Source organism: Pseudomonadaceae bacterium SI-3 (assembly GCA_004010935.1).
Taxonomy (GTDB): domain Bacteria; phylum Pseudomonadota; class Gammaproteobacteria; order Pseudomonadales; family Pseudomonadaceae; genus Stutzerimonas.
Genome location: CP026511.1, coordinates 2,639,299 through 2,651,647 on the forward strand (window position 1 = coordinate 2,639,299; position 12,349 = coordinate 2,651,647).

Below are 12,349 nucleotides of genomic sequence, written 5' to 3' on the forward strand. Positions count from 1 at the left end.
AGTATATTGTATTGGTACATAAATGAAAGCCGCCCTTGTTATTCGCTTTCTCGCTTTTGAAGATCTCGGCTCGCTGCAGCAGATTCTTGATGATCGGGGATACCAGATCGAGACACTGGACGCGAACCTCGACTCGTTTGCCGGCCTCGATCCGACGATCCCTGACCTGGTCATTGTTCTCGGCGGCCCAATAGGGGCTTTCGACGAAGCGAAGTACCCATTCCTGAAGCCCGTCCTCTCATTCGTCGAACAACGCCTCCAGTGCGGTAAGAAAATACTGGGAGTTTGCCTTGGCGCTCAGCTGATAGCACGGGCGCTGGGCAGCAACGTTGGTCCAATGGAAAAGAAAGAGATCGGTTTTGCGCCAATATCGCTCACGGACGAGGGCCTGCAGTCCTGCCTGGAGTCCTTGAGTAGCGGCGTGCCGGTACTGCACTGGCATGGCGATCAGTTCGAAGTTCCAGCCGGAGCGACGCGTCTGGCGGCAACCGACACCTGCCCGAACCAGGCGTTTTCCGTAGGTAACTCGGTTCTCGCCCTGCAATTCCACCTTGAGGCCAATCCGCGGCGTATCGAGCACTGGCTGGTCGGCCATGCAGGTGAGCTCGACAGCATCAAGCTCGATCCGCGCGTCATCAGAGATCAGGCCCAGGCATGCACAGACGAACTGCTCGCGGCCGCGCAGACGGTTTTTGCGTCCTGGCTGGATAGGAACTGACGGAGCCGCATCGATGCTAATCGGGAAGATTCAAACCATCATGACCGGAGCAGCTGTGCCATTCACCCGGCCCGAGACCTTTAGTGGGATCGATAAAAGACCGCGCACAGGGTCGGTCAGTGTCGGGTTTGAGGGGCTCGAAGGTGACGAGCAAGGTGATAGGCGTGTGCATGGCGGGCCGGACAAGGCCATCCACCACTACCCCTACGAGCATTATCGCCACTGGAGGCAAACGTTCGGGGATCGAGAGCTACTAAGTGCTCCTGGCGCCTTCGGTGAAAACCTATCGACCGTAGGGCTGACCGAAGAAAACATCTGCATGGGCGACATCCTCTCGTGCGGTACCACAGTGCTGGAGGTTTCGCAGACTCGCCAGCCCTGCTGGAAGCTCGATGATCGGCTTGACACCAAAGGCGCAGCACTCGAAATGCAGCGTAGCGGCAAAGTCGGCTGGTACTACCGAGTGCTTGAGCCGGGCGTCATCGAAGCCGGCGCGCCGCTGAACCTGCTCGACCGTCCACACCCCGAGTGGCCACTAAGCAGGGTGCTGCAACTCCTCTACCTCAACACGATGGACCTGGACGCACTGGTGCGTTTGCAGTCGCTTCGTTTGCCGCCCTCCTGGCAGAAGATTGTGGCGAATCGGATCAAGACCAGCTCGGTTGAATCCTGGGCCAAACGACTGAGCGGGCCGGAATCCAGCCGCTCGTAAAACGAGCTCCCGTTCAGATATTCGCTTTCTTATCGAGACCCAGATGCCCACTAACAGTCAATCAACCGCCTTGCCATCCAAAATGGCATTCAGTCGAATCGATCGTCTACCTGCGTATGTTTTTAATGTCACCGCAGAGCTGAAGCTCGAAGCGAGACGCCGAGGGGAGGACATCGTCGATCTCAGCATGGGCAACCCGGACGGCGCAACGCCGCCACACATCGTGGCAAAGCTCTGCGAGGTCGCTCAGCGGGACGACACCCACGGGTATTCGAGTTCAAAAGGCATTCACCGGCTGCGCCGCACGATCGCCCAGTGGTACCAGAACAGATACAACGTCGAGATCGATCCAGAAACCGAGGCAATCGTTACAATCGGCTCCAAGGAAGGCCTGGCGCACTTGATGCTCGCGACCCTGGATGCAGGCGACACGGTACTCGTGCCGAACCCAAGTTATCCGATCCATATCTATGGTGCGGTGATCGCGGGCGCTCAAGTCCGCTCCGTTCCACTTGTTTCAGGCGTGGATTTTTTCATCGAGCTGGAACGGGCCATTCGTGAATCCATTCCGACGCCAAAGATGATGATCTTCGGCTTTCCTTCGAACCCAACCGCGCAATGTGTCGAACTCGATTTCTTTGAACGGGTAATCGCGCTTGCCAAGCAATACGACATTTTGGTCGTGCATGACCTTGCTTATGCGGACATCGTATTTGATGGCTGGCAAGCCCCCTCGATCATGCAGGTGCCTGGCGCCAAGGATGTTGCGGTCGAATTCTTTACGCTTTCGAAAAGCTACAACATGGCCGGATGGCGCGTTGGTTTCATGGTGGGTAACGCCGAACTCGTTAATGCCCTGGCTCGTATCAAGAGCTACCACGACTACGGCATGTTTACCCCGCTTCAGGTCGCCGCAATAGCGGCACTGGAGGGCGACCAAAGCTGCGTGAAGGCGATAGCCGAAACCTACCAAGCCCGCCGAGATGTGCTGGTTTCAGGATTACGAGCCATCGGCTGGATGGTCGAGCAACCCAAAGCGACCATGTATGTCTGGGCGAAAATTCCTGAACAGTACCAGCATCTGGGTTCGCTGGAGTTCGCCAAAAAGCTGATGGTAGAGGCTAAGGTGGCGGTTTCTCCTGGGATCGGTTTCGGCGAGTATGGCGATGATCATGTGCGTTTTGCGTTGATAGAAAACCAGAGCCGCATCCGCCAAGCGCTGCGTGGGATTCGAGCAATGCTTAGGGCCGAGGGCTCTGAATGAGTAGGTCTGCCCAGAGACGACTAATGACTACTGATCCGCAACTGGTCTACGGTTGCATGACCGGATGGGGCCAGAACGGCCCATTGGCCAACAGCGCAGGCCACGACATCAATTACGTCGCCATTATTGGCGCACTGTCTGCAATTGGAACTCGAGAAGGCTGCAACGACCCGGCGAAATGGCGGGAGCTAAGCGAACAGATTGCCACGCTGTTCGCCAGCCGATCCCATGCCAAATGGCGCGCACTGCTTGAAGGGACCGACGCCTGTTTCGCCCCGGTGCTCACCCAGGAAGAAGCCGCGCAGCACCCGCACATGCAACAACGTCGCGTTTATTGCGACATCGACGGCGTTCTGCACGCCGCACCCGCGCCACGTTTCTCGCGGACACCAGGTGCGGTCAGGGAGTCGGTACAAGACACGATAGACTGGGGCTGAGACACCAGCCTAGGTATCCAGTCCTTAGCGAGGCCAGGATTGGCGTGAGGCCGATTACTAGGCTCAGCGATATGCAGAATTCAGCTCGCTGCCACTTGGGCTAAAGCCGCCTGCATGCCGCGTGCTGACTAAGCGAAAGCGCGACAGGTCTAGCGCTCCGCGCCCTCCTGCAGCTCGTTCACCAGCCACCTCGCCGCGAAGTCTGCGGCGTCTGTAAAGGGATTGAGCACCAGTGCGACACCAGCATTGTCGAGTGCCTGGCCGTGCTGATCATCCCTCACCACCCCGGCCACACGACCGTTGAAGCCAGCGACATGTAACGCATGCAGAAATGCCCGGTTCGATTCCCATTGTGGAAAGGTGGTCACGACCCAGTCGGCATGTTGCAACGGCAGACTCATCAACAAGCCCGGGTCCTCCCCGTCACCGAAGCGCACATTCAAGCCGCTTTGGGCCAGTATCCGCACGGCCTCTGGATCGAAATCCACGCCCATCACCGTGATACCCGCATCATCAAGCTGCCGCAGCAAACGCGCGCCGTAGCGCCCCATGCCGAACACCAGGACTCGCGGCTGGCCTTCCGGCCGCAACGGCTGCTCCACCTCCAGTTCGCGAAAAGGGCGCTTGCGCTCGAACACACCGAGCCAGGGCATCAAGCGCTCATAAAGTGGTTGCGAGAAAAGGATCATGTAGGTCGACAGCATGATAGTTACCAGCCCGACCAAGGTAGTAAGCCCCAACGCTTGGGTATCGACGTGCCCCAGGGTGATGCCCATGGCAACGAACACGATGGAGAACTCGCTGATCTGCGCCACCGTCAGCCCGGCCAGAAAGCCAGTGCGCTTGCGGTAGCCCATATAACCCATGATCGCCATGACGATAAGCGGATTTCCGATCAGCACGAAAAGCGATAGCACCGCTGCGGGGAGCAGTTCGCCACCTAAGGTGGAAAAATCCAGCTTGGCGCCTAGATCGATGAAGAAGAACAGCAGCATAAAATCGCGAATGCCGGTCAACCGCGCATTCATCGCCTCGCGATAGCCGGTAGAGGCCAGTGAGAATCCGGCAATGAACGCGCCGGCTTCCTTGCTGAAGCCAGCCCACTCGCCAAGTGCTGCGAGCCCACAGCCCCAAGCAATGGCAAAGATCAGCAACAACTCCTGAGAGCGAGCCATGGCGGCCATCACTTTCGGAAGCACGTAGCGCATCAATAAGAACATCAGTAAAGCGGCGAGCACCAAGCGCAGGATCAAAGAACCCGCCACGTCCAGCATGTCCGCGTCGCCAGCGCCCCGCAGCGCGCTCATGGCCATCATTGCCAGCACCACAGCCAGATCCTGAACAATCAGGAAACCGACCGCGATGCGCCCGTGAAGCGAGTCCAGCTCGCGTTTGTCTGAGAGCAGCTTGACGATGATGATGGTGCTGGAAAAAGTTAGCGCGACGGCAATGTAGATTGCCTCAATCGGGGTCTTGCCCATGGCGAGCGTCAGAATGAACCCGAAGCAGATGGTGAACGTCAGTTGGCCAAGCCCGGTGGCCAGCGCCACTGGGCCGATATGCCGTACGTGTTGGAGATCGAGCTTCAGTCCGACCACGAACAGCAACACCGTCACCCCAATTTCCGCTAGAAGATCGATCTGGTCATGCGCCCTGACTAGGCCGAATACCGCCGGCCCGACCAGAATGCCGACGACGATGTAGGCGATCAACACCGGCTGCCGAAGCCGCACGGCCACCGCACCGGCGGCCGCCGAGAACATCAACAGCACCGCCAATTCGACATAAGGCCCATGGGCCAGCAATGACTCCATCCTGATACCTCTTCGCTAGCGCTTGGTACACGCGGTTGCTCAGAGTCTAGATAAGATTGGGACGCCACGAGCTGACCGAGCACAATCACCAGTCGGTTATGGGTGCATGAGCGGCTGGGCCGGATCGGATCGTTGGCTGAAATTGCTGGCGGCGAGATCAACGGCCCATGATCGGCGCACGGGCAGCAACAGAAGATCGCGGAGGCCCGGCGAACTCGCTCACGCTGCTGGAAAGCACAGCGACTAGCTTTAAAGATGAGCTAGTTTTGAGAGCATCCGGTTCACTCGCCTAGATTGCGCGCGATCACCAAGCGTTGGATATCACTGGTGCCTTCGTAGATCTGGCAGACCCGCACATCACGGTAGATGCGCTCCACCGGGAAATCCTTAAGGTAACCGTAGCCGCCCAGTGTCTGGATCGCAGCCGAGCAGACCTTCTCCGCCATTTCCGAGGCGAACAGCTTGGCCATGGAGGCTTCGACCAGTGCGGGTTGGCCAGCTTCGCGCAATGCGGCGGCGTGAAGCACCATCTGACGGGCAACGGCGATCTGAGTGGCCATGTCGGCGAGGCGAAAGGCGACGGCCTGGTGTTCGCTAATGGCTTTGCCGAACGCTTCACGCTCGCGAGCGTAATCGCGTGCAGCCTCGAAGGCTGCGCGGGCCATACCGACCGCCTGAGCGGCGATGCCGATGCGGCCACCTTCCAGATTCGCCAGCGCGATGCGATAGCCCTCGCCCTCCTCGCCCAGGCGCTGAGATTCGTGCACGCGCATGTTTTCGAACGCCAGTTGGCAAGTATCGGAGGCGTGCTGGCCGAGTTTGTCCTCGACCCGTACCACCTGATAGCCCGGTGTGTCGGTCGGCACGATAAACGCGCTGATGCCGCGCTTGCCGGCGTCCGGATCGGTCACGGCAAATACGATCACCGTGCCGGCATGCTGCCCGGACGTTATGAACTGTTTGGCACCGTTGATAACGTAACTGTCGCCGTCACGCCGGGCGCGGGTACGCAGGCTGCTGGCGTCGGACCCAGCGTGGGGCTCGGTCAGGGCAAAGGCACCGATCTGCTCGCCACTGGCCAGCGGCATCAGGTAGCGCTGCTTCTGCTCCTCGTTGCCGAACCGCAGGATCGGCACGCAGCCCACCGAGTTGTGCACGCTCATGATGGTCGAGCAAGCGCCATCGCCAGCGGCAATCTCTTCCAGCGCCAATGCGTAGGCAATGTAGCCGGTGTCGCTGCCGCCCCATTGCTCCGGGCACAGCATGCCGAAGAAGCCGAGTTCGGCCATTTCGGCAATCGCTTCGGCCGGATAACGGTGTTCGCGGTCCCACTCGGCGGCGAAGGGTTTCAGCCGCTCCTGGGCGAACTGCCGGGCCATGTCGCGAATACTGGTCTGGTCATCATTGAGCAGCATGGAAAATCCTCAGTCGAGCAGTTCGACGGCCATGGCGGTCGCCTCGCCACCACCGATGCAGATCGCCGCGATACCTTTGCGCAGGCCACGGTCGCGCAGGGCCGCGATCAGGGTCACCAGGATGCGAGCCCCGGACGCACCGATCGGGTGGCCGAGGGCGCAGGCGCCGCCGTTGACGTTGACCTTGGCGTGATCCAGGCCGAGTTCGCGCATGGTGACCATGCTGACCACGGCAAAAGCCTCGTTGATCTCGAACAGGTCCACCTCATCAAGACGCCAGCCAGTACGCTCCAGCAACTTGTGGATGGCACCAATGGGCGCGGTCGGGAACAGGTTGGGCGCATCGGCGAACACCGCATGGCCATGAATCACCGCTTTCGGCTTCAGGCCAAGCTGCTCTGCCTGGGAGCGCCGTGTTAGTACCAGAGCAGCGGCGCCATCGGAGATGGAGCTGGAGTTCGCGGCGGTAACGGTGCCGCCTTCGCGGAACGCTGGCTTTAGGGACGGAATTTTGTCCGGCATCGCCTTGGGCGGCTGTTCGTCGTCGCGAATGGTCCGTTGCTCGCGCCCTTGGGTGACGTCCAGCGGGACGATCTCGCTGGCGAAGCGGCCGGCGGTGATGGCGTCGCGCGCACGCTGCAGCGATGTCAGGGCGTAGGCGTCCTGTTCTTCACGGGTGAAGCCGTGGTTCTGCGCGCAGTCCTCGGCAAAGGTGCCCATCAGGCGGCCCTTGTCATAGGCATCTTCAAGGCCATCGAGGAACATGTGGTCAAGCACCTTGCCATGTCCCATGCGATAGCCGCTGCGGGCCTTTTCCAGCAGATAAGGCGCGTTGGACATGCTCTCCATGCCACCCGCGACGATCAAATCGACGCTGCCGGCGCGCAACGCGTCGTGCGCCAGAATGGCCGCCTGCATGCCTGAGCCACACATCTTGTTCAGGGTGGTGGAAGCGGTTGCCTTGCCCAGTCCCGCACCAAGTGCGGCCTGGCGCGCCGGTGCCTGACCGAGACCGGCTGGCAGCACGCAGCCCATCAGCACTTCCTGAACCTGTTCAGCCGAGACACCGCTGCGCTCTACCGCTGCGCGAATCGCTGCCGCGCCCAGTTCCGGCGCGCTGAGGCTCTTGAGATCGCCCTGGAAACCGCCCATGGGCGTACGGGCCGAGCCCAGTATCACGATTGGATCGTTGTGCATTGCTGTCTCCGATTATTTCGCGGCCATGCGCAGCGCGCCGTCGAGGCGGATCACTTCGCCGTTGAGCATGTCGTTTTCGATGATATGGCGTACCAGCGCTGCGTATTCACTGGCGCGCCCAAGACGCGGTGGGAATGGCACGCCAGCCGCCAACGAGTCGCGGACTTCCTGTGGCATACCGGCCATCATCGGCGTCTCGAACACACCCGGGGCGATGGTCATCACGCGAATACCGTGACGCGCCAGTTCGCGGGCCGCTGGTAGCGTCATCGCGACCACGCCGCCCTTGGAGGCCGCATAGGCGGCCTGGCCAATCTGGCCGTCGTAGGCCGCGACGGAGGCTGTATTGATGATCACGCCGCGATTTTCCTGCTCGTCCGGCTCGCCCCTGGAAATGGCTTCTGCCGCCAGACGCAACATGTTGAAGCTGCCGATCAGGTTGAGACCGATGACCTTGCTGAAACTGTCCAGTCCGTGCGGGCCTTGGCGACCCAGAATCCTTTCGCCGCTGGCGACGCCGGCGCAGTTGACCAGCCCGTGCAGACCGCCGAAATGCTCGACCGCTGCGTTCACGGCAGCCTGAGCGGCGGTCTCGTCACACACGTTGGTCACCACGCCGATGGCGTTCGCCCCCAGCGCTTCACTGCGTTCGTTCAGCAATGCTTGATTGATGTCCGCCAGTACCACCTTGGCACCGGCTGCGACCAGCGCTTCGGCAGCCGCAGCGCCCAGGCCGGACGCACCGCCTGTAATCAGGAAGACTTTGCCTTGAATATCCACAGCACGACCTCGAGAAGATGTTAGGTATCGCGGCAGGCGAGCTGCCGGGTCCATCTGAGTTCATCTTCTTCAGACCGGGGGGTACGGACAATGGTCGTTACGGGCAATCGCGGTGACTGGTTTGGCCAAGGCAGCTGGCACGGGTGCACGCTATGGGCCGTGCGGGTCCATGATTGCCTTTGTAGGAGCTAGTTTGCTGGCGATCCGTCCTTCACCGTAGCGCGTGAATTGAGTTAAACGCCTGATCGCGAGCGAGCTCGCTCCTACGAAAAGCGCGACTGCGAGCGGCTGACGTCTGTACTAGCCCTGCCAGTCCTGTAGGAGCTAGGTTGCTGGCGATCCGTGCTTCACCGTCCCGCGTGAATTGAGCTAACGCCTGATCGCGAGCGAGCTCGCTCCTACGAAAAGCGCGACGGCGAGCGGCTGACGTCTGTACTCGTCCTGCCAGTCCTGTAGGAGCCAGCTTGCTGGCGATCCGTGCTTTCACCGTCCCGCGTGAATTGAGTTAAACGCCTGATCGCGAGCGAGCTCGCTCCTACGAAAAGCGCGACGGCGAGTGGCTGACGTCTGTAGTCGCCCTGCCAGCCCTGTAGGAGCCAGCTTGCTGGCGATCCGTGCTTCGCCATCCCGCGCAAACTGAGCTAGCGCCTGATCGCGAGCGAGCTCGCTCCTACGAAAAGCGCGACGGCGAGCGGCTGACGTCTCTACTCGCCCCGCCAGTCCTGTAGGAGCCAGCTTGCTGGCGATCCGTGCTTCGCCATCCCGCGCAAACTCAGCTAGCGCCTGATCGCGAGCGAGCTCGCTCCTACGAAAAGCGCGACGGCGAGCGGCTGACGCCCGTACTAGCCCTGCCAGTCCTGTAGGAGCCAGCTTGCTGGCGATCCGTGCTTCACCGTCCCGCGTTAATTGAGTTAACGCCTGATCGCAAGCGAGCTCGCTCCTACGAAAAGCGCGACGGCGAGGAGCTGACGTCTGTCCTCGCCCCGCCAGTCCTGTAGGAGCCAGCTTGCTGGCGATCCAAGGCCGAACCAATAGGCCGGATCACCAGCAAGGACTAGGCCCCACTAGCACCTACAACTGGGCTATGGCCCTTCATCGCCACGCAAGATCAGGCTGCGATACTGCCCTGGATTGGTTCCGGACCATTTGCGAAATGCCTTGTAGAACGAACTGACGTCGGCGAAACCCAGGCGCTCGGCAATTTCGGCGTAGGTGATCGAGGCGTCCGCCAGCCACAGGGTGGCCATTTCCTGGCGCACCTGGTCCTTTATGGCCTGGTAGGTCTGCCCTGCCTCGGCCAATCGGCGGCGCAGAGTTGAGGCTGATACGCACAACGTCCGCGCCAGCGCTTCACTGGTCGGCCACTGTTCGGCGGGCAGTTCACGCAGCTGCGCCTTGATGCGGCTGGCGAGGCTCGTGGTGTCGCGGTATTTGACCAGGATGTTGGAAGGCGCATGGGCCAGGAACCCGTGCAGCTCCTGCTCGCTGCGGCGCACTGGCAGGTCGAGCACCTCGGCAGCGAAGATGACCCGCGTGCTGGGCCGTGCGAAACGCAGGTTGCGCGAGAACATCACCCGGTAGTCATCGGTATAGGCCGGCTCATCGCAACGCAGCTCGACGGCTAGCAGCGGGATACGCCGCCCTACCAGCCAACAGGCCAGACCGTGCAGCAGCATCCAGAAAGTGAAGTAGCTAAAGGCTCTGAGCGGCGGTGCATCTTCCGGCTCCGACAGCGTGATCTCCGCCAGGCTTTCGCTGCGAAACAGCTCGCCGCGGAAGCCTTCGAAGGTCAGCCTGAAGAAATCCAGCGCCACACGAAGCGCTGTATCGAGTGTCGGCTGGGCCATGGCGGCACGGCAGACGAAGGCGAAACTGCCGGTGCGCATACGCCGCGCATCCATACCGAAAAACTCATCGTCGAACTGCCGCGCCAGGCGCCGCCATAGCTTGCTGAAATCAGCCACATCGACACGCGCTTCGCTATCGGCCAGGTCAATAGCGCCGAGCTCAAGCTGGCGCAGCAGCTCTTCGGCTGATTGCGAAGACGAGATGAAACCCTGCAGCGCCTCCTCCACCAGCCGGATGGAAATGGTGTTTTTGCCGTCGCGGTTCATGCGCGCCCCATCATCACGTCATGACTGTTGGCAGCCACATCCCGCAGGAAGTCCCAACACACACGCATCCGCGCCAGGTCCTTGTTTTCTACGGGCATCAACATCCAGAAGGTTCGAGTGAATTCGACCTCGCCGACCAGAACCTCCTTGAGCAACGGCTCCCTGGCTGCCAGGAACGCCGGCAGGATTGCCAGCCCAGCCCCGGCGGCAACAGCTTCCTGCTGGGCGAGGATGCTGGTGCTGCGCAACGAGTGCTGACGGGGGCGAACGATCTCGTCGAGGTAGAACAGCTCCTTGCTGTACAGCAGGTCCTCGATGTAGCTGACGAACACATGGCCGCTGAGGTCTTCCCGGCTGCGGATAGACGGGTGTGACGCCAGGTAGGTTTCTGACGCGTAGAGCCGCAGCACGTAGTCGGTGAGCTTGGTGATCACGTAGGGGCCGCGCTCGGGACGCTCCAGGGTGATGACGATGTCCGCCTCATGTCGCGCCAGCCTGACCGAGCGTGGCACCGCCAGCAGATCCACGCCGAGATGCGGGTAATCACGGGTCAGGTTGGCGAGCTGGCCCGCCAGCATCACGGTGCCGTACCCCTCGGTGGCGCCAATGCGAACCTGACCGGACAGCTTATCGGCGGTCAGGCTCGGCTGTTCGATGGAGGTGATGGCGCTTTCCATCGCCTCGGCTTGGGCCAGCAATTCGCGGCCCGCTTCGGACAGTCGATAGCCTGCCTTGGCGCGGATGAAGAGCTGTCGATCCAGGCTTTTTTCCAGCGCCTGCACCCGTCGGGCCACCGTGGTGTGGTCTACAGCCAATCGCCTCGCGGCGACCGTCAACTTGCCCGCACGCGAGAGTTCGAGAAAAAAACGCAGGTTGTCCCAGTCCACTGCAGACTCCAGATCCATCGAATTGACGCGTGCCGTCCGCGGCACGCTGTGCAAAAACACAGAATACCTCTGCATTTCGCACCATGGGTTTACTATTTTTACGCTGCTAGGCTCGCTATCGAACTCCGTTTCGCCTCACGACATCCGCATCATTCCAAGCACAAGGAACCGACATGAGCCAAAAGATCCAGCTCGAAATGCGCGACCACACGGCGCTGCTGACCATCGCCAATCCACCAGCCAACACATGGGATCGCGAGTCTCTGGCTGCGTTGGAACAAACCATCGGCCAGCTCAACGACAATCCCGACGTGTATGCCTTGGTGATCACCGGAGCCGGCGAAAAATTCTTTTCCGCCGGCGCCGACCTGAAACAGTTTGCCGATGGCGACAAGCAAGGTGCGCAGGAAATCGCTGCATTGTTCGGGCGTGCCTTTGAAGCCTTGAGTCATTTCCGTGGTGTGTCGATTGCCGCCATCAATGGCTACGCCATGGGTGGTGGACTCGAATGCGCGTTGGCCTGCGACATACGCATCGCCGAAGAGCAGGCACAAATGGCACTTCCGGAAGCCAAGGTTGGGCTGCTGCCCTGCGCAGGCGGTACGCAGAATCTGCCATGGCTGGTAGGCGAAGGTTGGGCCAAGCGGATGATTCTCTGTGGCGAGCGCATCAGCGCACAGAAAGCCGAGAAGATTGGCCTGGTTGAAGAGGTGGTCGGTCGCGGCGAGTCACTCGAGGCGGCGCTCAAACTGGCGGCCCTGGTGGATCAGCAAAGCCCCTCCTCCGTCAGTCGCTGCAAGCGCTTGGTGATGAATGCGCGGCAGGCACCGCAAGCCGCCGGCTGGGCAGCTGAGCGCGAGCTGTTCGCCGAGTTGTTCGACACGCATGACCAGAAAGAAGGGGTCAATGCCTTCCTGGAAAAACGCAGCGCCACGTGGCAGAACGCCTGAGGCCGAAACCGGCCCCGCTCAAGCGGGGCCGGAGACCATCACCCTCCCCGTCATAGCCAGC

At 60.9% G+C, this 12,349-nt stretch carries 11 protein-coding genes; 5 read left to right on the top strand and 6 right to left on the bottom strand.

Going from position 1 to position 12,349, the window contains the following annotated elements; genetic code table 11:
* Nucleotides 1–22 precede the first annotated feature (22 nt).
* The 4 genes from C1896_12360 (at nucleotide 23) to C1896_12375 (ending at nucleotide 3,131) form a co-directional block, all read left to right on the top strand.
* The gene (locus C1896_12360; protein AZZ45613.1) at nucleotides 23–718 is read left to right on the top strand and encodes a glutamine amidotransferase; all 696 of its coding nucleotides are present in this window, start codon (nucleotides 23–25) and stop codon (nucleotides 716–718) included.
* A gap of 13 nt (nucleotides 719–731) precedes the next feature.
* Complete coding sequence (locus C1896_12365; protein AZZ45614.1) at nucleotides 732–1,430, top strand: MOSC domain-containing protein; 699 nt, start codon at nucleotides 732–734, stop codon at nucleotides 1,428–1,430.
* An 82-nt stretch (nucleotides 1,431–1,512) separates the two neighbouring features.
* Nucleotides 1,513–2,694 (top strand): alanine transaminase, encoded by a 1,182-nt coding sequence (locus tag C1896_12370; protein AZZ47654.1) that lies wholly within the window; start codon nucleotides 1,513–1,515, stop codon nucleotides 2,692–2,694.
* Nucleotides 2,691–3,131, top strand: a complete 441-nt coding sequence (locus C1896_12375) for a hypothetical protein (GenBank protein ID AZZ45615.1) — start codon at nucleotides 2,691–2,693, stop codon at nucleotides 3,129–3,131. Before C1896_12370 ends, C1896_12375 begins: the two co-directional genes overlap by 4 nt.
* A 149-nt stretch (nucleotides 3,132–3,280) precedes the next feature.
* Here C1896_12375 and C1896_12380 read toward each other — a convergent pair whose 3' ends face one another.
* From C1896_12380 to C1896_12405, 6 genes are all read right to left on the bottom strand, one after another.
* Nucleotides 3,281–4,945, bottom strand: coding sequence for a sodium:proton exchanger (locus C1896_12380; protein ID AZZ45616.1), 1,665 nt, complete (start codon nucleotides 4,943–4,945; stop codon nucleotides 3,281–3,283).
* A gap of 281 nt (nucleotides 4,946–5,226) precedes the next feature.
* A complete protein-coding gene (locus C1896_12385; protein ID AZZ45617.1) occupies nucleotides 5,227–6,360 on the bottom strand; it encodes an acyl-CoA dehydrogenase in 1,134 nt (377 codons plus the stop codon).
* Between the two features lie 9 nt (nucleotides 6,361–6,369).
* The gene (locus tag C1896_12390) at nucleotides 6,370–7,557 is read right to left on the bottom strand and encodes an acetyl-CoA C-acyltransferase (GenBank protein ID AZZ45618.1); all 1,188 of its coding nucleotides are present in this window, start codon (nucleotides 7,555–7,557) and stop codon (nucleotides 6,370–6,372) included.
* Between the two features lie 12 nt (nucleotides 7,558–7,569).
* Nucleotides 7,570–8,337 carry a 3-hydroxyacyl-CoA dehydrogenase gene (locus C1896_12395; protein AZZ45619.1) on the bottom strand — a complete coding sequence of 256 codons (768 nt, stop codon included), beginning with the start codon at nucleotides 8,335–8,337 and terminating at the stop codon, nucleotides 7,570–7,572.
* A 1,082-nt stretch (nucleotides 8,338–9,419) separates the two neighbouring features.
* The gene (locus C1896_12400) at nucleotides 9,420–10,451 is read right to left on the bottom strand and encodes an AraC family transcriptional regulator (protein AZZ45620.1); all 1,032 of its coding nucleotides are present in this window, start codon (nucleotides 10,449–10,451) and stop codon (nucleotides 9,420–9,422) included.
* The gene (locus C1896_12405) at nucleotides 10,448–11,338 is read right to left on the bottom strand and encodes a LysR family transcriptional regulator (GenBank protein AZZ47655.1); all 891 of its coding nucleotides are present in this window, start codon (nucleotides 11,336–11,338) and stop codon (nucleotides 10,448–10,450) included. The genes C1896_12400 and C1896_12405 overlap by 4 nt, the downstream gene beginning before the upstream one ends.
* A 173-nt stretch (nucleotides 11,339–11,511) precedes the next feature.
* On the opposite strand from C1896_12405, the gene C1896_12410 reads away from it, so the two are divergent.
* The gene (locus C1896_12410) at nucleotides 11,512–12,288 is read left to right on the top strand and encodes an enoyl-CoA hydratase (GenBank protein AZZ45621.1); all 777 of its coding nucleotides are present in this window, start codon (nucleotides 11,512–11,514) and stop codon (nucleotides 12,286–12,288) included.
* Nucleotides 12,289–12,349 lie beyond the last annotated feature (61 nt).

What these genes read in the sequence shown, in the direction of transcription:
- C1896_12360 (AZZ45613.1), top strand. Translation starts at nt 23, where the DNA reads ATGAAAGCCGCCCTTGTTATTCGCTTTCTCGCTTTTGAAGATCTCGGC.
- C1896_12365 (AZZ45614.1), top strand. Translation starts at nt 732, where the DNA reads ATGCTAATCGGGAAGATTCAAACCATCATGACCGGAGCAGCTGTGCCA.
- C1896_12370 (AZZ47654.1), top strand. Translation starts at nt 1,513, where the DNA reads ATGGCATTCAGTCGAATCGATCGTCTACCTGCGTATGTTTTTAATGTC.
- C1896_12375 (AZZ45615.1), top strand. Translation starts at nt 2,691, where the DNA reads ATGAGTAGGTCTGCCCAGAGACGACTAATGACTACTGATCCGCAACTG.
- C1896_12380 (AZZ45616.1), bottom strand. Translation starts at nt 4,945, where the DNA reads ATGGAGTCATTGCTGGCCCATGGGCCTTATGTCGAATTGGCGGTGCTG.
- C1896_12385 (AZZ45617.1), bottom strand. Translation starts at nt 6,360, where the DNA reads ATGCTGCTCAATGATGACCAGACCAGTATTCGCGACATGGCCCGGCAG.
- C1896_12390 (AZZ45618.1), bottom strand. Translation starts at nt 7,557, where the DNA reads ATGCACAACGATCCAATCGTGATACTGGGCTCGGCCCGTACGCCCATG.
- C1896_12400 (AZZ45620.1), bottom strand. Translation starts at nt 10,451, where the DNA reads ATGAACCGCGACGGCAAAAACACCATTTCCATCCGGCTGGTGGAGGAG.
- C1896_12410 (AZZ45621.1), top strand. Translation starts at nt 11,512, where the DNA reads ATGAGCCAAAAGATCCAGCTCGAAATGCGCGACCACACGGCGCTGCTG.